Source organism: Marinicella sediminis (genome assembly GCF_002000055.1).
Classification (GTDB): Bacteria; Pseudomonadota; Gammaproteobacteria; order Xanthomonadales; family Marinicellaceae; genus Marinicella; species Marinicella sediminis.
Genome location: NZ_MVBD01000013.1, coordinates 24,451 through 47,262, shown reverse-complemented (window position 1 = coordinate 47,262; position 22,812 = coordinate 24,451). Strand labels below are relative to the sequence as shown.

General features: G+C 47.8%; 25 protein-coding genes. 15 read left to right on the top strand and 10 right to left on the bottom strand.

Annotation, left to right across the window (positions count from 1 at the left end):
- Position 1: 1 nt before the first annotated feature.
- The 6 genes from B0475_RS15185 to B0475_RS15160 all read right to left on the bottom strand — a co-directional run bounded on the left by B0475_RS15185 (position 2) and on the right by B0475_RS15160 (position 5,515).
- The gene (locus B0475_RS15185) at positions 2 to 964 is read right to left on the bottom strand and encodes a 4Fe-4S binding protein (RefSeq protein ID WP_077412736.1); all 963 of its coding nucleotides are present in this window, start codon (positions 962 to 964) and stop codon (positions 2 to 4) included.
- Entirely contained in the window at positions 961 to 1,296 is a 336-nt protein-coding gene (locus B0475_RS15180) for a hypothetical protein (RefSeq protein WP_077412735.1), read from the bottom strand. The genes B0475_RS15185 and B0475_RS15180 overlap by 4 nt, the downstream gene beginning before the upstream one ends.
- A 68-nt stretch (positions 1,297 to 1,364) precedes the next feature.
- Complete coding sequence (locus tag B0475_RS15175) at positions 1,365 to 2,183, bottom strand: CbbQ/NirQ/NorQ/GpvN family protein (protein ID WP_077412734.1); 819 nt, start codon at positions 2,181 to 2,183, stop codon at positions 1,365 to 1,367.
- A 54-nt stretch (positions 2,184 to 2,237) separates the two neighbouring features.
- Positions 2,238 to 3,644: a cbb3-type cytochrome c oxidase subunit I gene (locus tag B0475_RS15170; RefSeq protein WP_077412733.1), complete on the bottom strand. Its 1,407-nt coding sequence runs from the start codon at positions 3,642 to 3,644 to the stop codon at positions 2,238 to 2,240.
- Between the two features lie 12 nt (positions 3,645 to 3,656).
- Positions 3,657 to 4,091 carry a c-type cytochrome gene (locus tag B0475_RS15165; RefSeq protein WP_077412732.1) on the bottom strand — a complete coding sequence of 145 codons (435 nt, stop codon included), beginning with the start codon at positions 4,089 to 4,091 and terminating at the stop codon, positions 3,657 to 3,659.
- A 209-nt stretch (positions 4,092 to 4,300) separates the two neighbouring features.
- Entirely contained in the window at positions 4,301 to 5,515 is a 1,215-nt protein-coding gene (locus B0475_RS15160; RefSeq protein WP_077412731.1) for an alginate export family protein, read from the bottom strand.
- 190 nt (positions 5,516 to 5,705) lie between these two features.
- On the opposite strand from B0475_RS15160, the gene B0475_RS15155 reads away from it, so the two are divergent.
- From B0475_RS15155 to B0475_RS15130, 6 genes are all read left to right on the top strand, one after another.
- On the top strand, positions 5,706 to 6,035 hold the full coding sequence (locus B0475_RS15155) for a hypothetical protein (RefSeq protein ID WP_077412730.1): 330 nt from the start codon (positions 5,706 to 5,708) through the stop codon (positions 6,033 to 6,035).
- A gap of 94 nt (positions 6,036 to 6,129) precedes the next feature.
- A complete protein-coding gene (locus B0475_RS15150; RefSeq protein ID WP_077412729.1) occupies positions 6,130 to 7,008 on the top strand; it encodes a MipA/OmpV family protein in 879 nt (292 codons plus the stop codon).
- A 77-nt stretch (positions 7,009 to 7,085) separates the two neighbouring features.
- Positions 7,086 to 7,454 carry a DUF3019 domain-containing protein gene (locus B0475_RS15145; protein ID WP_198538330.1) on the top strand — a complete coding sequence of 123 codons (369 nt, stop codon included), beginning with the start codon at positions 7,086 to 7,088 and terminating at the stop codon, positions 7,452 to 7,454.
- Positions 7,451 to 8,155 carry a response regulator transcription factor gene (locus tag B0475_RS15140; protein WP_109862412.1) on the top strand — a complete coding sequence of 235 codons (705 nt, stop codon included), beginning with the start codon at positions 7,451 to 7,453 and terminating at the stop codon, positions 8,153 to 8,155. Before B0475_RS15145 ends, B0475_RS15140 begins: the two co-directional genes overlap by 4 nt.
- A complete protein-coding gene (locus tag B0475_RS15135) occupies positions 8,155 to 9,462 on the top strand; it encodes a HAMP domain-containing histidine kinase (protein ID WP_077412727.1) in 1,308 nt (435 codons plus the stop codon). Before B0475_RS15140 ends, B0475_RS15135 begins: the two co-directional genes overlap by 1 nt.
- 107 nt (positions 9,463 to 9,569) lie before the next feature.
- Positions 9,570 to 10,262: an SIMPL domain-containing protein gene (locus tag B0475_RS15130; protein ID WP_077412726.1), complete on the top strand. Its 693-nt coding sequence runs from the start codon at positions 9,570 to 9,572 to the stop codon at positions 10,260 to 10,262.
- 73 nt (positions 10,263 to 10,335) lie between these two features.
- Here the strand turns inward: B0475_RS15130 and B0475_RS15125 are convergent, their stop codons facing one another.
- On the bottom strand, positions 10,336 to 11,715 hold the full coding sequence (locus tag B0475_RS15125) for an L-serine ammonia-lyase (RefSeq protein ID WP_077412725.1): 1,380 nt from the start codon (positions 11,713 to 11,715) through the stop codon (positions 10,336 to 10,338).
- Between the two features lie 14 nt (positions 11,716 to 11,729).
- Here B0475_RS15125 and B0475_RS15120 point away from each other — a divergent pair, with 14 nt between their 5' ends.
- Complete coding sequence (locus tag B0475_RS15120; protein WP_077412724.1) at positions 11,730 to 11,951, top strand: glutaredoxin family protein; 222 nt, start codon at positions 11,730 to 11,732, stop codon at positions 11,949 to 11,951.
- Positions 11,944 to 13,311, top strand: a complete 1,368-nt coding sequence (radA, locus tag B0475_RS15115; RefSeq protein ID WP_077412723.1) for a DNA repair protein RadA — start codon at positions 11,944 to 11,946, stop codon at positions 13,309 to 13,311. Before B0475_RS15120 ends, radA begins: the two co-directional genes overlap by 8 nt.
- Positions 13,312 to 13,718: 407 nt before the next feature.
- Here the strand turns inward: radA and B0475_RS15105 are convergent, their stop codons facing one another.
- Positions 13,719 to 14,474: an integron integrase gene (locus tag B0475_RS15105; protein WP_157893003.1), complete on the bottom strand. Its 756-nt coding sequence runs from the start codon at positions 14,472 to 14,474 to the stop codon at positions 13,719 to 13,721.
- Positions 14,475 to 14,639: 165 nt separating this feature from the next.
- Between B0475_RS15105 and B0475_RS15100 the strand changes: the two genes are divergently transcribed.
- Together B0475_RS15100 and B0475_RS17730 are read left to right on the top strand one after the other, a co-directional pair.
- Entirely contained in the window at positions 14,640 to 15,089 is a 450-nt protein-coding gene (locus tag B0475_RS15100; RefSeq protein WP_077412720.1) for a DUF4304 domain-containing protein, read from the top strand.
- Between the two features lie 80 nt (positions 15,090 to 15,169).
- Positions 15,170 to 15,655, top strand: coding sequence for a hypothetical protein (locus B0475_RS17730; protein ID WP_157893002.1), 486 nt, complete (start codon positions 15,170 to 15,172; stop codon positions 15,653 to 15,655).
- Between the two features lie 575 nt (positions 15,656 to 16,230).
- Here the strand turns inward: B0475_RS17730 and B0475_RS15080 are convergent.
- Together B0475_RS15080 and B0475_RS15075 are read right to left on the bottom strand one after the other, a co-directional pair.
- On the bottom strand, positions 16,231 to 17,118 hold the full coding sequence (locus B0475_RS15080; RefSeq protein WP_198538329.1) for an FG-GAP repeat protein: 888 nt from the start codon (positions 17,116 to 17,118) through the stop codon (positions 16,231 to 16,233).
- 217 nt (positions 17,119 to 17,335) lie between these two features.
- Positions 17,336 to 18,283: a transposase gene (locus B0475_RS15075; protein ID WP_232781899.1), complete on the bottom strand. Its 948-nt coding sequence runs from the start codon at positions 18,281 to 18,283 to the stop codon at positions 17,336 to 17,338.
- 244 nt (positions 18,284 to 18,527) lie between these two features.
- Between B0475_RS15075 and B0475_RS15070 the strand changes: the two genes are divergently transcribed.
- From B0475_RS15070 to B0475_RS15045, 5 genes are all read left to right on the top strand, one after another.
- Positions 18,528 to 19,187: an ankyrin repeat domain-containing protein gene (locus B0475_RS15070; protein WP_077412715.1), complete on the top strand. Its 660-nt coding sequence runs from the start codon at positions 18,528 to 18,530 to the stop codon at positions 19,185 to 19,187.
- A 964-nt stretch (positions 19,188 to 20,151) separates the two neighbouring features.
- On the top strand, positions 20,152 to 20,826 hold the full coding sequence (locus tag B0475_RS15060) for a type 1 glutamine amidotransferase domain-containing protein (RefSeq protein ID WP_198538328.1): 675 nt from the start codon (positions 20,152 to 20,154) through the stop codon (positions 20,824 to 20,826).
- Positions 20,827 to 21,059: 233 nt separating this feature from the next.
- The gene (locus B0475_RS15055) at positions 21,060 to 21,590 is read left to right on the top strand and encodes a hypothetical protein (RefSeq protein WP_077412712.1); all 531 of its coding nucleotides are present in this window, start codon (positions 21,060 to 21,062) and stop codon (positions 21,588 to 21,590) included.
- 128 nt (positions 21,591 to 21,718) lie between these two features.
- Positions 21,719 to 22,210, top strand: coding sequence for a nuclear transport factor 2 family protein (locus B0475_RS15050; RefSeq protein ID WP_077412711.1), 492 nt, complete (start codon positions 21,719 to 21,721; stop codon positions 22,208 to 22,210).
- A 392-nt stretch (positions 22,211 to 22,602) separates the two neighbouring features.
- A complete protein-coding gene (locus tag B0475_RS15045; RefSeq protein WP_077412710.1) occupies positions 22,603 to 22,806 on the top strand; it encodes a hypothetical protein in 204 nt (67 codons plus the stop codon).
- The last annotated feature ends 6 nt before the right edge of the window (positions 22,807 to 22,812 follow it).

The window sequence follows — 22,812 nt, the reverse complement described above, 5'->3', positions numbered from 1 at the left end:
GTTATTGCTCGAAACAACTCGGGGGTATTTGTGCCTTACGGCCAAAATCCCGTTGTGATTTATCCAGCGCGCAATCACCATCCAACATGTTAAGTAAGCCAGGCTGATGAAGGTTCAATTGAACCTGAGTACAGGCATCCACACAAGCGGTGCATTGGGTGCAGGTGAACATGTTGCGTTTGATGGTTCGTGGTTTGAGTCGCATCGGACAGGCATGTTCGCAGGATTTGTCACAACTGGCACAGGCTTTTGCCCGGCTGCCATTGAAACCCACCACCAGGGCCCGTTTGTTAGCCATCCATGCCAATGATTGGAAAACCCCAACAGCACAGGCATAACGGCAAAACAAATGTCGGGCGAAAGTAAATTCGATCATGAAAACACCACTGACCACACTGAGAAACAGCATTTGATGGCGGGTCAGTTGTCCATTGATCAGGTTGTGATAAACCTCATCAGGTGGCAACAAATAGGTGATGGCAATCAATGCCCAGGCAAATGCAAACAACATGATGGCCATGAATGTTGGCAACCACCAAAATGGATGCTGACGGTAATGTGTGCCATCCATCTGCTGTTGCGGTATTGTTTTACGGTCCCACAGGCTGAGCTTGCCGGTGGCTCTTTTCATCAGTTGATTGATGCTTTCCACGGCCAGAAAATGAGGGCACAGCCAGCCACAATAAAGCCGTCCCCAGCGCCAGGCAATGAATAAAAACACCACCACTGTCAATAACAAAGGCAGAAGGGCAACCCACAGCAGTCGCCAGATCAGTTGAACTGTTGAGGCATTTTGTAAGGCCGTCAGGTTGAGTTTCCAGTCCTGACCAAAGAGAATGAAATGGCCCAGGTTAAGGTCCAGTCTGAACCAGTCCAGCAGTGGTGTGATGATGAACAGAAGTAAAAACCCCAATTGCCAAAAACGTCTTTGACTGACGCATGCTTTTGGGTTGTGCCGTATCATCGGCCTGTCCGGAATCTGCGGCCTAACAAGGGAGCGTAATACACCTGACCAGCGTTGCTTTTGATCAATCCCATTAAACCTGGGATGAGAAAAACCGGTACCACCACAATGAAGTACAGCTCAAAAGTAATCAGCGCAAAAGTACTTTTATATTGCGCCACAGTGATGATCAGCAGATGAGCAAACACAAACAGTGTTGTTGACAGGGAGCCGGCAATGAATGATTGATTGATGGCCACATAGGTTTTGTGATCGTCACTGTGTCGATGCCGCAGCCAGTAAACCAGTAACAGCATCCATATGAGCACAGGAAACAACAGGTTTAATAACATCAGCCCATATGAAATAACTCCAATTGGGTGAACTTGGTTATACTCGGAGTGATTCATGGGCAGGTTTTTCAGGGTTCACCATCGACGGGAAATTTGGCTGCCACCACCTGCATCAATGCTGCAACGGTCTCGGCATCATCTGTCAGTGGTTCAACCAGGGCTGCCCGACAGGCACCTGCTCTGGATAATCCCTGGGTGATCAATTGGGCGGTGTAGATCAATAACCGGGTTGATACTGAATCTTCCAGGTCATGGTCTTTGAGTTTCCGCAGGTGATGGGCCAGATTGACCAAATCTGTGGCCAGGCACATATCACAGCCACTTTCATGGCTCACCACTTTGACTTCGGCAGCTGGTTCAGGATAATCAAAGCGCAGTGCCACAAAGCGTTGTCTGGTGGAGGGTTTCATGCCTTTGAGCAGGTTTTGATAGCCCGGGTTGTATGAGACCACCAGCATAAAACCAGGTGCTGCACTGAGCAGTTCGCCGGTACGGTCAATGGGCAACATCCGTCGGTTATCGGTCAGTGGGTGGATCACCACGGTGGTGTCCTTGCGGGCTTCCACCACTTCATCAAGGTAGCATATGGCGCCTTCTCTTACAGCCCGTGTCAGTGGGCCATCCTGCCAGTAAGTGCCATCTTTACCGATCAGGTGTCGGCCGATCAGGTCAGCCGCACTCAAGTCATCATGACAGGCTATGGTGTACAACGGTCGTCCCAGTTGCGCTGCCATGTGCTCGATGAAACGGGTTTTACCACAGCCGGTGGGGCCTTTCAGCAACACCGGCAAGTGCTGTTCAAAGGCATGGGTAAACAGTTGAACTTCCTGTCCCTGGGGTTGGTAGAACAGGTTGTTTTGTTGTTCAATGGGATGAATGTTTTCCATGGTTTTCTCCGATTACCATCAGCGCAACCCTAGGCTGCGCTGATGTGAGTTGGTTTAATCGACGGCTGGTGCTTTCATTTCAGTCGCCACAGCAGGCAATTCTTCACCTTTCACGAAGAAACTGACCAGGTAGACGATCAGGCCAATCAGGAAGACCACGCCTGCCACTTCCCGCATCCAATAGAAAAACTCCATTTTTTCCTGCACCACCATGAAGGGCAGTGGCGCATCACTCATGCGTTGCAGGTAGACTTGTAAGATGCCCGCTGCGGTGAGGAACAAGGTGATGAACACCATGGAGACGGTCATCATCCAAAATGACCACATCTCAACCACCTGGGCCTTGTTGGAATTGGCTACCCGGCCTCGCATTTTGGGCATGGCGTAGGAGATGATGCACAACACCACCATCACATAAGCGCCGTAAAAAGCCATGTGGCCGTGAGCAGCGGTGATCTGGGTGCCATGGGTGTAGTAGTTGACCGGAGCTAAAGTATGAAGAAAACCCCAGACACCTGCACCCAAAAACGCCATCACACCGGTGCCCAATGCCCACAAAGTGGCTGCTTTATTGGGGTGGTCTCGCCGACGTTTGTTGACCATGTTGAAGGCAAACAAAGTCATCATGAAGAACGGAATGGGTTCCAGTGCAGAAAACACCGATCCAAACCACAACCAATAATGAGGTGTGCCAATCCAGAAATAATGGTGACCGGTACCAATGATGCCAGTGATCAGCGCCATGGCGATGATCAGGTACAGCCATTTTTCAATCACTTCCCGGTCGACACCTGTGGTTTTAATCAAGACAAAGGCCAGTAAAGAACCCAAAATCAGTTCCCACACGCCTTCAACCCACAAGTGAACAACCCACCACCAATAGTATTTGTCCAATACCAGGTTTTCAGGATTCACAAATGAAAACAGCCACAAGACCACCAAGCCAAGTAAACCAGTGAGTAGCACCATGTTGATCACGGTTTTGCGCCCGGACAGGACCGTGACAGCGATGTTGTAAAGAAAGCCAGTGCAGACCACTGCAATGCCAATTTTGCCAATGGTTGGTTGTTCAAGGAATTCCCGACCCATGGTCGGCAGGAATGAGTTGCCTGTGAGTTCTGCCAACCGGGCATATGGGATCAGCAAATAACTCAGGATGATGAGGGCGCCGGCACCGAGGAAAATCCAAAATAACCATTTGGCCAGTTTGACTGAGTGAATTTCACGCTGAGATTCCTCGGGCACCAGGTAATAAGATGCCCCCATGAAGCCGAACAACAACCAGACGATGAGTAAATTGGTGTGTACCATGCGGGCCACATTGAAAGGAATGGTTGGGAACAGGAAGTCGCCAATGACGTACTGTAAGCCCAGAATCACGCCAAACAGGATCTGCCCGACAAACAGGCCAATGGCGGCGATGAAATAGAGTTTTGCAACGGCTTGAGATTGGTATTTCATGTCATGTCTCCTTTAACCTTGAATGTTCGGTGGCCAATCCTGGGTATCGATGCCATCGGTGTATTTGAGGAATTCCGCAATCGCATCCAGCTCTTCTTCAGTGAAGTTGAATTGTGGCATGCTGCGGCGACCCGGGATGCCGCCTGGTGGACGACTTTTGATGAAGGCCTTGATTGCTTCGGTGCTGTTGCCATAACGGGAATAAACATTCCCCAGTTCAGGCGCAAAGTACGCGCCTTCACCCAACAGGGTATGGCAACCGATGCAATTATTTTCCTCCCACAAACGCTTGCCATGTGACACCTGTTCAGTGATGGCCCCACTGTTGTCTGTTTTTGGCAGCTTTCTGTGTGTGTCCATAGTCAAGCCCAGAAACAGTAAGACGAAGAACAGCGAGCCTCCGTAGTAGATGTTCCTGGCCATGCTTTTGGTGAATGCTTCTTTCATAATGACCTCGTTAATTGGATGTTGATCCAGCGACACTGGCCGGTCCGGCCGTGTTGTTCAGGATGAGTCCATGATAGTGAGCCTGGTGGTCATCCGCCTTGATGTAAGTCAACCGGTTTCAGGTTTTTAACGGTGGTTCTGAACAGCTCATAAAAAGGGCTGTGATGGAATTCACCACAGCCCGGCAGGGTACAAACCGATCGGTTCGTTTAAAAGTTCGCGCTGAGCATGATCCAGTATTTGTGGGTATCGGCTTTGATGTCTTCTGCATCGTATTGGGCGGCTTTGAGCAAAGCAGTGACATTGCTGGTGAGTTTTTTTGCCACCGCAAAATCCAGCTCCTGACCGAAATCACCAGACCCGCTGTCGGCCGAAAAATCATGATAAATGACTTGCCACTTGAAGCCTTCGATGTCGCCTTTGGCGCCGATAAATGTATCTTTCAGTCCGGCATTGGGAGTGGTCAGAAACTGATCGGCCCAGCCATTGAACGCATGCAGGGTGGCTAGGGGGGTACGGAACGCGGTACCGTCGCGCGTATCATCACCTTCCAACACCTCATAACCCCCAAAGAAGGTCAGGTGTTCCAGGACCAGGCCCACATCCAGCCGCAGGTAATTGGCGTCATAGTTGACCGGATTGTTGTGGGCATCAGACTGCGAGGCAAATTCAGCCCCAAAGATCATTTTATGTTCCCCAACCTGCCAATGGGTTTTAAACGCCGCACCCAGGGTGGCCGTGGAAAATGCGGCGGTATCTTGGTTGTCGATGTTGTAATAGTAAGCCGTCAGTTGATGCCGGTCCTGCCAGGTATTGGACCAGTTGGCCAGAAAGGTCTGGTTGTCATGATCTCCTGCGGCCACATCATCACCAAATATTCGATTCACATTTTCGATGTAAGAAGTGAACAACTGACTGCCTGCCAGTTCAGATGACAGTGAAATGGCGTCATAAGTTTGTTCATTCTGCCGCCAGCCCACGCCACCAACAAAGCGTTGATTGTCCAGCAGAATCCGCTGGCGGCCCAATTTAATGCTGTGGTTTTCATTGAATGCATAATTGAACCAGGCCTGGTTGATTTCTGTGCCGGTTGGGTCCGCCACCACCGGATAATGTCCATTGTTTGGTGTGTTACCGGCACCGGCGTTGTAATTGTCACCAAATACTTCCATCACATTGTCTGCCTCAATAAAAAAGCTGAAGCCCTGATATGGGGCGGTCAGGTAATTCAAACGTGATCTGAGGGTGGAGGCATTGGCATCACGGCTGAAGCCATCCTGGTCAACCAGTTCAAAGCGGTACCTGAAGGATAAACTGGCATCGCCTTCTGTGAGGGCGGCAGACAACGAGTCAGCTCCCATAGCGGGCAATGTCAGGGCACACAAGCACATGAGGGATGGCACATGTGGTTTGGTATTTTTCATCTCAGCTCTCCAATGGAAGGTATGTTGGTCATGATAATCAGTTGAAAGTTAAAGACATTGATCTACATCAATTGGCTGTGGTCACTGGTCAGGAGGCTGGACCGCCATGGTGACCATTGATCTGGTGAAAAATGTCAATGACAAAGAACGCATCTGTCGATAAGATGGCGTTTTTTAATGTGGAATTAAGATGAGATATTTATGTGTTGTTTGGGGCTTGCTGTTCAGTGCTGTCTTATGGTCAGCAGATTTTGCCGTTGAGTTGGACGCCGAAGCCCTGGAAGGTGCGTGGTTGATCACCAGTATGGCCGGGATGGAAGATGACGAAGGTGACCTGTGGGAATTTGAAAAAGGTTTGTTTTATCAAAACCTGGGCGGTCGTCGCATCGCCCCTGATAAATACACGGTCATGGGTAAAAAAGTCGACCTGGACGGTTACCACTTCACAGTCATCGAGTTTGACGGCAAATACATGAAAGCGGATATGGCCGGTTTTGTCTATGAACTGACCAAACAATAGCAGCTCAGCCGAAATGATCAGTTACATTTAGTTACAAAATGGTAATGGCTGAATGAACTGGCTATACTGAGTGTTTTTTAACTGTTGATCAGTGATGCGTGTTTGGTTGATCAGTTTGTTGTTGATGCCCCTGTTTCAGGTGGGTGCCGGTGAAGCAGATGTGACCCGGCAGCTCAGTCGTTCCTGGGATTTCGGCATTGGCATCGGCTATGGTGAACAAAGTAACCCTTTCATTGCCGCAGATGATGTGCCAGGACTCGTGACCCTTGATCTGGCCATTTATGGTGACAGGTTTTTCTTTGACAATGGTGAGTTGGGTTACACGCTGATGGATCGACCAGATTTCGGGGTCAACCTGCTGGCCACCTACAGCAGCGAACGCATCTATTATTCCTACTTCAATGAATTGGGCCTGTTCAGGAACTCAGGTCTGGGTTTTCGTCCTGGTTCAGATGAAGTGGTGGTGGTTCCAGCTGAGCAATTACCGGCTGCCGGAGTCAGTACCGGTCCTCCAGGACAATTCGGTATTTTGGAATTGCCGGATCGGAGTTTTGCCCTCAATTTGGGGGTGGAGTTATTGTGGAACTGGTCATGGGGCCAGTTACAATGGCAGGTGCTACAGGATGTGTCCGGGGCCCATCAGGGTCTGGAAACCGATCTGACCTTCAGCAAAAGCTGGCATTCAGGTCGCTGGGCGTTTAAACCCAGTGTTGGCATCAGCTGGCAGTCTGCCAAACTGGTCGACTACTACTATGGAGTGAACAACCGCGACCAGTTGTTTGAACTGGTCTATGCAGGTGAGGCCACCACCCATGTTACCGTGGGGATGTTGGTCAGTTACCGGATCAACAACCGCCTCAGTTATGTCACCCGCTTCAGTCACACCCAACTGGGTTCAGCGGTGCGCAACAGCCCGTTGATTGATGCCGATCATACCCAGGCTTATTTTTCCGGTCTGTTTTACCGCTTTTAATGATGCTGACATGTCCCCGAACAAATTGGAAACTCATTTGCTGTCTGCTGATCAGTGGGGTGTTGTGGCAGCCACTCTTGTGGGCTCAACAACCGGATACAGCAGACCAGGGAGTTAAGCTGATCATCAAGCCACACATTTGTGTCGCCCCCCGGGGTGAATCCAGCTGCATTTCCTGGATCGATGTGTTCTGGGAAAGCGATCAAGCCACTGATTTGTGTCTGTACGTCAGTGAACAGGATCAGTCTCTGAAGTGTTGGCAACAACAACTGGCCGGTTCCCACCGTCACCATGTGACCCTGATCAATAACCTGGATTTTTGGCTGGCCTCCATTCAGAACAACACCCTGTTGGCCAGATCTACCGTAAAATTTGCCGCCTTGCAACCACACCGCAAACACAACCGCCGTCGCAATGCATTGCCCTGGAGTTTTCAAAACCCATGACGGCCATTCCTCATCTGTTGATAGTGGAAGATGACCAGCGCCTGGCTGGGTTGGTTAAAACGTATTTCGAGCGAGCCGGTTTCCTCACCAACTGGGTAGAGCTTGGCCAGCAAGCCATTGATTTTTGTCGTGACCAGCAGACTGATTTGATCATCCTTGATTTGATGTTACCTGACATGGATGGCATCACTGTGTTGCGTCAGATTCGTCAGCAATACCGTGGTAAAATTCTGATGTTAACAGCCTCTGGCAGTGATGTTGATCAGGTGATGGGACTGGAATCCGGGGCTGATGACTATGTGATCAAACCGGCAGAACCCAGGGTGTTGCTGGCCCGGGTGAATTCCTTACTCAAACGACGGGCCATTGATCAACTACAAGATGACCAAATGCTGGTGTTCGGCAACATGACGATCAACAACCATGCCAAAACCGTGGAGCTGTCAGGTCATCCGATTAACCTCACCACCCATGAGTTTGAACTGTTGTTTTTACTCGCCCGGAATGCCGGCAAGGTACTGACCCGGGATCAAATCTATGCCAGCTTGCGAGGGCTGGATTATGATGGAGCCGACCGGGCAGTGGACATCAAAATTTCCCGCTTGCGGAAAAAACTGGGTGATGATGCCACCGAGCCGCAACGCATCAAAACCATCTGGGGTAAGGGTTATCTGTTTGTGCCCACTGCCTGGTCCGGCTGATGACCCGAAACCAACAAGCCAATCAGTTCTCCAACCGCCTGTTCACCCGGTTTTATGTGGTGCTGGTGTTGTTGTTGTTGTTTTTGGGTTCTGGGCTGCAATATGTGCTGAACCGCATGGATGAGGCGCAGCTGATCCGTGACATCAAACTGGTACATCAACCGTTATTTGCCAGTATTTCTCAGGTGTTGTCAGTGCATGAGCCCGCACAATGGGACCAGCTGTTGAATGACATTCAGCAGCGTACCGAAACCGGCTTGTGGTTGATGTCATTGGCCGATTTTACCGCCGACAGGGATACCCTCGAACAACTCAGTAATGGTGACATGCTGGCTTTGTTTGATGTGGATGATCAACTGACCCTTTATCAGCGGTTGGATGGCAGTGAACAGGTGCTGGGCATCACGCCGCAAACCAGGCTCAGTCAGGAGCAAAGGTTGTGGGTTTTGCCGGTGTTTTATTCACTGTTGGCATTGGGCTTGTATGTGCTGATCAGGCCTTTTGCCAGGCAATTGCTACAACTCAAACAGGCCGCTGCAGACCTGGGGCAGGGTGATTTTACTGCCCGGGTTGAGGTACCAGCCAGTACCACGCTGGCACCCATCGCCGATGCCTTCAATACCATGATCCGGGAAATCGAACAATTGATGCTGACTCAGCGTGATCTGGTGAACGCGGTGTCCCATGAGCTCAGAACCCCACTGGCGCGCCTGAAGTTTGCCTTTGAGGCGCTGGAAACTCAGACCGGCACCGAGCCACTGACTGATACGGTGGCAGCCATGCGCACGGATGTCAGGGAACTGGAAACCCTGATTGATGAGATGTTGCGCTATGCTGAAGTGAATCAAACCGATGCCTTTGAGAAACAGCCGCTGAACATCCGTGACTGGTTGACTGAGCTGACCAGCCAACACGCCACAGATCAGCTTGAGGTGCGGTTGGGTTTGGATGCCTCCATCAGCGCCGGTCAGGTGATTTTGTGTGATGAAATTCAGCTCAGCAGGGCGCTGTCCAATGTGTTGCGCAATGCCCTCAGCTTTGCCAGGGAACAGTGTCAGCTCAGCGCACTCATACAGGATGGTCAACTGTTGGTGGATGTGGCAGATGATGGTCTGGGCCTGGATGCCTTGCATGCCCAACGGCTGTTTGAACCGTTTTACACCGTCAAAAACCAGCACCGCAAAGCCGGCTACGGCCTGGGCTTGTCCATCGCCAGGAAGATTGCCCACAAACACCACGGTGAGCTGAGCGTGGTCAAGGGCACCATGTCAGGTGCCTGCTTCCGCTTCACACTGCCGCTGGTCTGACTGATACATTTGGTTACATTTTCAAACAAAGCCTAAACAGCAATCGGACTGCTGCCTGTCTATACTGGTTAATACACACACTTTTAATCGGTTATCACAGGAGCTTCATGATGATCAAATCCCCCCACAAGCTGGTGGTTATCCTGGCCTTATTCAATGTCTTGATGGTCTGTGCAGAAACCACTGAGCACATCATTTCCGTTCAGGGCGTCGGTGAAGTGGCCCTGGAGAACACCGAAGGCCGGATCCAAACCAGTGTCACCACACTGGATCCGGATGCCGACGCTGCACTGAACCGCAACTCAATGCTGGTGGCCAACATCATCAGTGAACTCAATGGTGTGGGCATCGACACCGCCGACATCAGCACCAGTCGCTTTGACTTCCATCCCCAATATGACTGGAATGATGGTCAGCAGATTTTTCAGGGTTACAGCGTGACCAATGGTTTAAATATAGTGGTCAGAGAAGTTTCAACAATAGGTGCCATACTGAATCTATTGGTGGACTCAGGTGCCACCCGCATCAATTCAGTGGGTTTTGGCGCTTCATCACTGACTGAGGTCCGCACCCAGGCCCTGCAACGGGCCAGCGAAGATGCCAGAAGCAAAGCCAGCATCCTGGCCGCTGCCAATGGTGTGAACCTGGGTTCGGTGATTCAGGTCAAACTGGTGTCTGCCAATGCCCTGCATGAAGCGGCTGTTGGTGATGTCTCACTGTCCAGTGGCCCAGCACCCATTGTGCCGGGAACCAACACCTATCGGGAAACCGTCCTCATCACTTATCAATTGAGCGAGTAAACGTCCACAACCCAAAAAAGAAAAACGTCACCTCTCTCTTCTTTAGGGCAATCTTACATTGCCCTTTTTTTTATCAGCATTCAATGATGTTAACAGCCAGCCCACCCCGGGAAGTCTCTTTGTAGTGTTCCTTCATGTCATCCCCGGTTTCTTTCATGGTTTTGATGACCTTGTCCAAAGACACGGTGTGGGTGCCGTCGTTGCGGTCGGCCATGCGTACGGCATTGATGGATTTGATGGAACCCATGGCATTGCGTTCAATGCAAGGGATTTGCACCAGTCCGCCAATCGGATCACAGGTCAAACCCAGGTTGTGTTCCATGGCAATTTCTGCGGCATTTTCAATCTCATCAGGGGTCAGCTCAAAAGCTGCTGCCAGACCCGCCGCTGCCATCGAGGAAGCCACGCCAACTTCACCCTGACAGCCGACTTCGGCACCGGAGATGGAGGCTTTGGTTTTGTATAGAATACCCACTGCAGCAGCGGTCATCAGGAAATTTCTGATGCCTTGCTGGTTGCTGCCGGGAACAAATTCTTTGTAGTAATGCAAGACCGCAGGAATGATGCCGGCAGCGCCATTGGTGGGGGCGGTTACCACCCGTCCACCGGCGGCGTTTTCTTCACTGACGGCCAGGGCATACATATTCACCCAATCAAGGATGGTCAGTGGATCTGCCAGGTCTTTTTCAGAGCGCTTGTCCAGGTCTTTGAATATCTTTGGCGCCCGTCTGGCGACTTTCAAACCACCGGGTAAAACCCCATCAGATTGAATGCCCCGTTGTACGCAAGAAGCCATGGCTTCCCAGATCTCATCAAGCTGCTCATCAATTTCACCACGTGTGCGCCAGCTGGATTCATTGGCATACATGATCTCAGCAATGGTCATTTGGTGTTCATGGCACAATTCGATCAACTCATCCCCGGAAGTGAAGTGGTAAGGAAGTTTGGAGTCGTCTTCCATGATGTGTTGTTTGGCCATATGGGTGTGGGCCAGGATAAAGCCACCACCGACTGAATAATAGGCTTTACGCAGCAGTTCATTGCCATCGGCGTCCAGCGCGGTGAATTGCATGCCGTTGGAGTGCAGGGGCAGTTTTTTGCGTTTGTGCCAAACCAGGTGTTTTTTGTTATTGAACACCAGGGTCAGTTCTTCATTGGCCTTGATCAGCTGGGTTTGTTCAACGGCATCAAGCATGCCAGGGATCTGATCAGGGTCGACGGTGTCCGGTTCCTCGCCCAACAGCCCCAGTATGATGGCTTTATCGGTGCCATGCCCCCGACCGGTGTGACTGAGCGAGCCATACAGTTCGGTAACCACACTGTGGGTGCGGTCCTGCAGGTTGTGAGACATGACCTGAGCGATGAACATGTTGGCCGCCCGCATGGGTCCTACGGTGTGTGAACTGGATGGTCCAATGCCGATTTTAAAGAGGTCAAAAACGCTGACTGCCATGATAAACTACACGCATGAAAAAACTGAAATTATACAGCAGAATCGAATGCCCGTTGTGTGAGTATGCCGAAGAGTTATTGCAAGCTGGTGAGGTCCCATACGAAGTGGTAGATATCGATGATGATGAAGCATTGATCCAACAATACCACGTCAGAATACCGGTTTTGTCGAATGGTGAAACCGAGCTTAATTGGCCGTTTGATGCACAGTCAGCAAAGGAGCTGCTCAATGGCTAAAGCCAAAACCCAGTTTGTCTGTAACCAGTGCGGCAACACCAGCAGCAAGTGGTCAGGTCAGTGTGGGGCCTGTAAAGAGTGGAACTGCATCGATGAAATCAAAATCCAGGCCACCACCAACACCAGTGGTAAGGTCAACCGATACGCCAATTATTCCGGTGACAATGCGATCCAAAAGCTGGGTAAAATCAGCACCAAGCAACAACAGCGCACATCCTCCAACATCAAAGAATTGGACCGGGTGCTGGGTGGCGGCATTGTCCCTGGCTCGGTGATCTTGCTGGGTGGTGACCCAGGCATTGGTAAATCCACCCTGATGCTCCAGGTTTCGGCACAAATTGGTGAAGTCATTACTCCATTGTATGTCACCGGTGAGGAGTCCCTGTCACAAATCGCCATGCGCGCCAATCGCCTGGGTCTGCAGGCCGATGACTTGGATTGTATGGCCGAAACCTCAGTGGAAGCCATCATTGCCACCACCTTGCAGAAAAAGCCTGATCTGGTGGTGATCGATTCGATTCAAACTTTATTCAGTGAACAATTAACGGCCATCCCGGGTTCAGTCTCGCAAGTCAAAGAGGCTGCAGCGCAATTGGTCAGGATGGCCAAACAAAGTAAAATCACCGTTATTCTGGTCGGTCACGTGACCAAAGATGGTGCCATTGCCGGGCCGCGGATGCTCGAACACATGGTGGATACGGTGTTGTATTTCGAATCGGACGGCAACAGCCGTTATCGGGTCTTGCGTGCATTGAAAAACCGCTTTGGTGCAGTCAATGAAATCGGCGTGTTTGCGATGACTGAAACCGGGGTGAAAGAAGTCGAGAATCCTTCAGCGATCTTCCTCAGCGAGCGACAGGCCGATAAAGCCGGTTCTGTGGTGATGTGTACCCGCGAAGGGACCCGGCCATTACTGGTCGAAATTCAGGCCCTGGTCGATCAAAGCCCGCTGGGTAACCCCAGACGATTGTCTGTCGGCCTGGAACACAACCGCCTGGCGATGTTGCTGGCGGTGCTGCACCGCATGTGTCAGCTGGCCATTCATGACCACGACGTGTTCCTCAATGCCGTGGGTGGCATGAAAATCACCGAAACAGCCGCTGATCTGGCGATCATCATGGCCATCATCTCCAGCTTCAAGAACCGCTATTTACCAGCCGGCACCATCGTCTTTGGAGAGGTGGGCCTGACCGGTGAAGTCCGCCCGGTGCATAATGGCGAAGACCGCCTCAAAGAAGCCGCCAACCACGGCTTCAAAACCGCCATCATCCCCAAGGGCAACGCCGGCAAATGGGTACAAAACCTCAACATCAAAATCATCACCGTCGAGCAGGTCAGTGAAGTGGTGGATTTGGTGTGATTGTGGGATTTAGGTAAAAGACGCTGATGTGAAGTTTTTCAAGCGTAAACCCATTGAATATTGGGAAAAGCATGAGTCAAAACTCAGAAAAAACACCATGTTAAATCTGTGGTTTGCTCTGATATTGATACCTGTTTACGTGATTTTGTGGCATTTTCAAATCATAATGTTTTTGGTCACGCTGACAATCACTGGACATATATTCCTGGAAATTATTTTTGGCTTTCTGGCATTGAAAGAAATTCAGGTGCGAAAGAAAAGGCTGTATGATGAAAAAGAGAAATGACTGGCCATCAGCGATTGATCCATTCTTTTCATTCTGACATGGGCACATGATGTTGTTTATCCACACACTGTCCAATAGAATTACAAGAAAAATACAGGACAAGGAATTACAAGGACAGGCATTAGCTAATCCCTGAAATGGGGTCTTTTGAAAGCCGACTCATGGTGAATAAGAATTGCCATTTGAATTCTGTTTGAGCTCTGGGGTATTTTCTGGAAAGCGCAGTTGGCATGTCAACGGAACCGAAACCCTTGGCCAGGTCCTGTTGGTGTTGTATCCGATTGGTTTTGATGAGTTTTTGATAAACTGGGATCAACTTAATTGGCAAAGGTACTGTTCTGTCTGACAGGGATTTACTGTCCCAAATAATGATTCGGTTGTATGCAAAATCGATGTCCTTGACACGCAATTTGTGTACTTCAGACAGGCGCAGCCCACAGCCATAAATGGTTTGTAGTATCCACAAGTAGATACCATCATTCATTTGGTCGAATATTTGGTTCACTTCATCGGTATTCAACACCACAGGTATCCGAACACGTTGTTTGGCTCTGAGGGCATTGATTTGCTCACCTTCTAAAGAAATTTCCAGCACCCGATGATATAAAAACAAAAGGGCATTGAACGCTTGATTTTGCGTGCTTGCAGCCACGTTCCTCTGCGAAGCCAAATGGCTTAAAAACGCTTCAATTTCTATTTTACCCATGTTTTCAGGGTGTTTTTTGTTGTGATATAAAATGTACCTCTTGACCCATGAAACGTAGTTGATTTCTGTTTTTCTGCTGTACTGCAAAACCCTTAATTTGGCGGCCACACGATCCAATAACTTCATTTTTTGCACATTTAACCAGTAATAGACATAAATTAACGCATTCATGCACATCTATCTGTCCAATTACTGATAATGGAGCAGTCAATAAATTACTTCAAAGTCAGAAATCAATGACTTACAATCAGTCTATTGAATAAAGTGTGCACGAATTTACGCCAATATCTTGATAGATGGCACTGATGCACCATTAATAAATTGTTAGGGCTACAGATGGCAGGTTCTCGAAAAATTCGCGCGGCAATGAAGAAACTGTTTGAACCGTTCCTTGCAAATGAAGGGTTCACTGGGAAGTACCCACATTTTCAGAGAAAGGAAATGGGTGATATTCAGCTTCTTTCAGTGATCTACGATAAATGGGGAGGTGGCTTTGTTTTGGAGTTTGCGCACCATCCTGCTGGCACACTTCACACCTCATGGGGCACAGTTGTACCAGAAGAGGAAATTGATATTGCTTACACATCACCAAGCATCAGAGCTCGACTAGTTCGGACTGAGCGAGGTCAAGGATGTTATGAAGACTTTTTTCGCTATGAAAAGATTTCAGATAATAGGGAGGAATGCGAAGCCTTGGTAAACCGTGTAGTTATGCTATTTCCCCAAGTTAATGAGTGGTTGAGAAAAGGCTATGTTGGTCCAAACATATCATCGTTCTCGCCCTAACAAGGCGCTGCTGTCGGACAAATTTTCCGCTGCGCTCCAAATTTGCCGCAGAGCGCGGCGTTATGCTTCATGGAGATTAAATGGCAATCTGGCAAGTACCAATTGAATTTATTCCTTATAGCTGGGCTGAGGAAAATAGTTTCAATACAGAACTTTTGTATGATGAGGATGGATATGATTGCACACCTGCGTGGGAAAACTGCCAGCCCTCTAAGGAATATAGGCGTATATTTAGCTCAATACTTCCTCAAGCAGATTCATGGGATGAGGAGTTGGAACTTTGGGGTGAAAGCCCAGTTCATGATATTAGAGTATGGCGGGAAAACGGACTGATTGAGTGTATGGGATTTAGATTGGATCTAAGAGAAGATATAAGAGATTTAGTTAAACAGTTTATCGAAGCGGCTAATGAGCTCAATTGCTATCTATTTATCCCTGGCTTAAAAGTTATCTGTAAGCCAGATTTCGTTGCGCTAATTCAATATATACGGCAGTCGAATGCAGCGAAATTTGTAAGTGATCCTCATGGCTATCTTAGTGAAATTAACAAAAAGCATAACAAATAAAGCCAGCTTCGCCCCTGCGGGGCTGGACCTCCGTTTCGGCGCTTCGCGCCTACACTACGGCCGCTGCTTTAGGCGTTATATTAAAGAATTGTGAATCGTATTCTGATAATCCATATAATAGCAAATAAATACCATGTTGAAGAAATGGATTCATGGTTATACGGCCCCTGTGATCAAGTTTTTAAAATTGCTCAAGATTTTAATGATAAAGAATGGAATTGTTTCATTTAGTCGACTCAAATCGATAAACCGGATATGTGGAGAGTTTTTCTTGCCCATAGCTTTGTTGATGGTGGATATTTCGGTAAAGCCCAAGAGTTTATTATTGAGCAAGCGCTAAACTGCAAAAGAGTAACAGAAGCAGATTTAATTATTCAGTATATGGATAATTTTGATTGGAGTAGTGTCCATTCTTATTACAGGAGTCGCATGTTGAATAAGGCCAAAGATCTTATGAAAGTATATCCATCTAGATACAGAGACATAGTGAATGCAATCGAACAGTAGACTGTATAACAAGGAATTAAAGGGTCAGACCCCCTTAATTGTCACTGTCTACTGAATCTGGTGTCGTTCTATTCAAAACCATCGCTAAAAATAAAGTCGTGATTGACGCGGTAGGCGACGATCACAGCACTGACATTGTCTGAACTTTGAAAAGGCGGCCAGGCATTGATGGCTAAATCATGTTTGTTGTCATTGTCAAAATCGCTGCTGGTTTGGGCATAGCCAAATCTGCGATTCGCTCTGCGACCTCCGGGCACAGATAAATTACTTTCAGAAATGCTGTATTCATCATTGAATTGGAGTCCACCTGATGAACCATGAACCACATAAACCGCACCAGCATTAGTGGCATCGTCAAAGTCCTCGGAAGGTGCACCAATGGATAAATCATAGTGATTATCGTTATTCAGCCTGCCTGATGCCAGTGAAAATCCAAACAAGTCGCCAGCTTCAGATAATCCCAGAAAGCCTGGCTCATCTTGGGAAATGAACAAACTACCAGTTGAAACGAGCCCTTCATCAGCTTCGCCGTAAATGATTTGTACAGCACCAGCATCTTCTTCAGATCCTATGTCCTCATAAGGTATACCAATGGCTAAATCATCGACACCATCAAAATTGAAATCCGCAACCTCCAAACTGTAACCAAACTGATCGTCAACTTCAGCTACGCCACCGATTCCGGATGTGTTTTGGTTCCACAACTGATTACCGGTTGCACCTAAACCATCACTGCCACCATAAATAACGTTGACACTACCAGCATTATCTAGTCCATCTACCACATCACCTGGTACGCCTATGGCCAAATCATATTTGCCATCGTCATCGAAATCACCGACTGCCAAAGACCAGCCAAATTGATCACCTGATGAGACGGTGCCATCGATAAACAAAGATGCTTGAGTCCATAATTGATCATCACCTGGATCAAGGATGCCATCATTGCCACCCATAGAAATACAAAGAAATACAAGGACAGGCATTAGTTAAAGAAACCAGCTTGAGTGATCAATCTGGTTTTTTCATGGAACAGTACCGATTCGACAGGGTAAAGGGGCGATTATAAGTCCGGAAATCTGGTATGTGATGATATAGGCTGAAATGGCCTGATTTAAAATGAGCAGGACGGTGGCAGATAGAATCTGCTGACAAGCTATAGTGGATGGTTGGCTATTCCAGGACTGGTTTCAGCCTATGAGCAGCTGCAAATTTTTTGCCTACTTTCTTACAGAACTGTTTGAGCTGATCAACAGTGCCGACTGCTGAAAACCCGACTGACTTAAACCCCTTAAGTTCTTCGAGCCAGGTGCCTGGCTCGAGGTTCAGTCTGTCAAGGATTGGAGGCAGGTTTTCAGGAATGTATCCGCGTTTGGTTTCTAAAACTGCTCTGCCAGAATAGTCAACCAAGTCCAGGTATCCAGATAGCGAGAATGGTAGGCCATTCTCAACGTTTCCAAAACTGATCAATCTGGTGTTTTGATCTTTGATTCTTTCCTGTATTGATGTGTAGTCTGATTGCTCGGGAGTTTTACACATCGCGGCACGAATGGGATTTAAATCAACGTAAGCCATACAGGTAAGTAAAGCACGTTCATCAAGCAATGCCTGGCTCTTGAAGCGCGATTCCCAGAAATGTCCTGTGCAACCATCTTCGATATTGGCCCGCCTGGCAATGTATTCATTCAAGCACTTCATGAACCAACTGATGGATCTCAGTCGCTTTCGATAGATATCTGCTTTTTGAATCACGAAATCGAGTTGTGGTTTGCTTAAATGTTCACCTCGAATGTACGACTCACAAGGGCCTGGTAAATCGAATAAACCTGCCCAGGTCATGAGCACTCTTTTGTCTGACCAATCAGCATTGTTGTTGATCTTGAGGACGATGTGAAAATGATTGCTCATCACTGCATAGGCGCAAATGTCTATACTGAACAATTTAGCCAGGAACTTCATGCGTTCAACAACCCATTGACGCCGGTGCTCAAACGTTCTGCCTGAGGCATGATCATTGCCACAAAGGAAGGCTCTGCGGACGCATCTGGAAACAATGTGGTAATAGGGTGTCTCAGAGACACAAATCTGGTATTTCCTTGCCAATCCCATGGTTTTCTCCATTCAAAACCATGATTTTCACAAAATCAGTTGTAACCAGCTGTGGCAAATGTATGAATTGTCTGTATGATATTTCTTATGAAGTGCCTGTCCTTAATATTTTATATTTTTCATTATGAAGTGCCTGTCCTTAATATTTTTCAATATTTTACTTAATATTTTAATATTGATATTGCATCAGCAGGGCATTATGGAATGCAAGTAGCATGTCGATTCCTAACCTTCGATATCGGAAAATTATTGAAATATGAGCGATGAGAATTTTCGGCAAATGATTGAAGCCGGGAACTTGCAGGGATTGAAAGGTGCTCTGGCCTCCTGTCCTGAATTAGCCAATCAGAGCGTCGTATGGTCTCTCAACCAGAAAAATGAATCCGATCCACTGCATTATGTCTGTGACTGCGTATTCAATAATTGGCTGGACGACGCCCGGGCAGCCGAGATTGTAGCGTTGCTCATCGAGAACGGCGCGCTTATCGAAGGGACGGAAGGAAGAGAGAGTCCGTTAATAGCGGCCACCTCACTAGGTACTGAGACAGTAGCAAAGTTGCTAATTGATTCTGGAGCCAACCTGGAAGCGACTGCGGTCTTTGGAGCGCGTCCATTGCATTGGGCGGCATTAATGGGCCTGACGTCGACAGTTGAACTGTTGATTCAATGCGGAGCCGAACTTGAAGTAAAGTGTATGGAGTTTGGAGCGACACCTCTCTATTGGGCAGTATTTGGTTTTGGGCCGCATGGCCCAAATAAAAAAACAGATACTGTTGGATCAGCGAAAGTGTTGCTCGACGCCGGCGCAAGCGTGGACACCACTAACAATCAGGGAATATCTGCAATTAAGTGCTCGCAGCAGGCTGACTCGAATGAGATGTACGAGCTCTTGATCCGGTACGCCAATGAGTCATGAATGTTCCGCATAACAAGTACATGCAGCCGGGTCAAAATGTTCGCTTCGCCCTCATTTTGACCACTGATGCGAGGTGTGATCAAGTGATTTTGGCCACGGTTTTAGATTCACGCCAGAACTGTCGTTCTGATTCGCTGGGTGTCAGATCATCATTGCATTGGTTGCATTGGAGGTTCGAAATCCACGATATAACAGTGCGTTATGGTGAAAATTTAATCCAAATTTGGAGGAGGGGTTTGTCAGTAAAAGCAGGTAGGTGCCAGCAGTTAACAAGTCAATTCCCGCTGGCCTGATAAAGCTGTCACCTTTTTTCTGCAAATAATGTCATCAACGTCACCAACCGAGTTTTTTTAAACGCAGAGAATGAATAACTTGATATTTGAATATTATGTTCCTGTGGCTACCGTGTTAATCCTTGGGGGATTGATTCTGGCCGCCTTAGGCATGCTTGTATATGCTGATAAACATAAGGTAAAGCATTCGGTCGCTCTGGCGTCTGTTTATATCTCAGTGGTGGCACTGGGCATGTCCGAAGACATCAAACATTTAAGTATATTGGGACTTATTCACGCCCTTACGGCATTTTGTATCGTTTATTGTGCCATCAGGTTCTTTAAGTCCAAGGTTGCCTGCTTGTTACTCATTCCATGTCTTTTTACGTGCATAGTCATCATATTCAATTCACTCAACCAGAAGATGGGGTTAGAATTATTTGGACGGTGGATTGGATAGCTGGGATAATTGGCCACAACCAGATACTGGTGATGACGCCACCTGCTGATGTCCTGGCTCATCATGAACATGAATGGTCTGTTTTTTTTATGACCCAACAATATGTTTTTATTCACTGAAATCGTCAAAAAAAGCGATTGATTGACAAGGGAAAACAATGAAATTTCTAACTTCTGTGTTACTCATAATTCTGCTGACCGCTACCAACGCACTGGCAGAACCACCCAGGAAAGTGCTCATCGTGGTATCGAATATGGTGGATATGGGAGATCCGGAAAAACATGATGCCAGAAATAATTTATGGGAATATGCTCCGCCTTATCATGTTTTTGTGAGCCATGGCTTTGAAGTTGACTTTGTATCACCTCAAGGCGGAGAAGTTGAATTTATGATGGACCCTTTAGGCATCAGTAGTTACACCATCAAATACGAAGGTTTCTTAGAAAAAGCCAACAGTTCATTCATCCCTTCTCAAATTGACCCTGATGACTATTGGGGGGTATTCATTGGTGGTGGATACGGGGTCATGTTTGATGTTGCAGATGATCAATCCATCCAATCCATTATCAGTCGTGTGTATGAGTCAGGTGGTGTTGTCGGTGTGGGTGGTCATGGTGCTGCAGGTATTGCAAATGTGACGTTATCCAATGGGGAGTTTATGGTAAAAGGGAAAAAAATAGCTGGATTTCCCAACGCCACTGAACAATCCAAGCCATGGGCAAAACAAGGCACGCTGTTGCCTTTTCTGATTGAAACACAATTGAATAAAAATGGGGCGATGGCCCAGAATAAGGAAACACTGAAAGATAAAACTGCAGTGATCGCGGATCAACGTATTGTCTCAACAATGTTTTTGCCTTCAGCAGCTCTGGTTGCCAAAGAAATGATCATTCTCAAGCAACAGTAGTGCGACATCACAAACGCTTCAAGCAAAAACAATCAGTGGGCTGTTTTCACTGCATTCATTGTATGTGCTGACTCTGTTTGTTGGTTTGAGCAGTCGTGATCATTGGGCATCAGTGCATAAAAACCAAGTGGAATACTAGGCGGTGTTTATTGGCTTGAGTAAACACCAAACCAGGTCAGTCTGCGGATGCATCGCAGCATTAATTACAGCGTTTGGGCGCTGAGGAGTAGCAAATGATATTTACCATCGTCGCACTGTTAATTGCTGGGGGCCACTCAGCAATTCCTGCCACTCAATCGCCATACACGGGAGAGGAAGCGAACCTGATAAAATCTCTGAATCCTGTTGAGATCAATGGATTAATGCAAGGCAAGGGTATGGGCTTTGCGAAAGTGGCAGAGCTCAATCATTATCCTGGCCCACGACATGTGCTTGATATGGCCGATCAATTGCAACTTTCCAGTCAGCAAATTGCCCAAACAAATCGCATATTCGACAACATGCGCGAGCATGCAGTTGTTCTCGGTGAACAGCTTGTCAGTTATGAGACAAAACTGGATTCACTTTTTGCTTCTGGTCAAGTGGCTGCGGCAGAACTTGATTCTTTGCTGCTGTTAATTGGAAAAACAAGGGCGCAATTGCGGGGTGCTCATCTGCACGCGCATCTGGAAATGAAAAAGGTTCTGAATCATCATCAAATAATGATGTATGACACGCTCAGGGGCTACTCAAACGGAAGCCACCAAGATGGGCATGCTCATTGAGTCAGTACATAGGAGCTGCTACATAACAGCAGCAACTGTTCATTGGCCTGCTGCGCATGAAGTCGCTGAGCAGGCGTGTTTTGATGCTGATTTTTTTATTTGATGTCTGTTTCATGAAGAGGTGATCGATGAGTGTTCAAAAAACTATTGGTTTTATAATTTCGGGCTTTATGGCTGTGTCATTGAGCTCTGTATGTCTGGCAAATGAAAATTCACACAGTCCATTGGAGCGATCAAATCTTAAAAAGGCCATCTACTGCATGGAAGTGCTGGAAAGCAGGAACGATTTGCAACCATCACAAAGGATTGAGATTTTGCGTAACGAGTGTTATTCCGAGCATTTTGTTGAACATTCGCCGCACATAAGCGGTGGACGTGAAGGGTTGTTCAAGCTGTTTCTGGGACGATACAAAGCGTATCCAAAGCTTTCGATGTCGATAAAGCGAAGCGCATCTGAAGGAGATCTGGTTTGGTTACACCTTCATGTAAAGCGCACCCCGGATTCTCGTGGTGCTGCGCTGATGCATATTTTCCGAATGAAAGACGGGCTGATTGTGGAGCATTGGGGGGTGGGTCAGCCAGTTCCTGAAGATCCCAAAAACAAAACCCCGATGTTCTGATTGATTTTCTGAAGCGGGGTTTATGAAGTGGCCATCAATCTGATGGTTTTTTCATTGCTCTTATCGTGGCTCATCGCGGTGGGGCCAGCGCACAATCAACAGCTGAGCCTGAATCGACAACGAGGTAAGCAGTACACAGGTGGCGAATGCTGTCGTCATTCTCACTTTCACAAAACATCAGCCACTTGTAACCATCCGCATTGTCAGGCGGTTTGTTGGTGTTCAAGATTAATGAGATGACAATGCTCCCCCCAAAGACAGCATGATGACGTTAACCGTTTTCTTGGTTTCAGTGGTGGATTTCCATGGTTTGGGTTATTGGCTGATTTACCGGATGGGACAAGCCACGCCACGCCATTGATGCGCTCAGTGAGCGCAGCCACTTTTTTGACATGCCTGGTCAGAAAACGAAAGCCCTCAACGCTGGGGTGGCGCTGGCCAGCGTAGAGGTGCCAATGGGGCAGTTATTTGGTGCTTTGTATGATGATTTATATGATGATTTATATGATGATTTCTATGATGATTTATATGATGCTGAATTGCTCTTGAGTAAAAAGGCCGGTTACAACAAAGCCAACAGGCATGAATGTTGTTGACTTCGG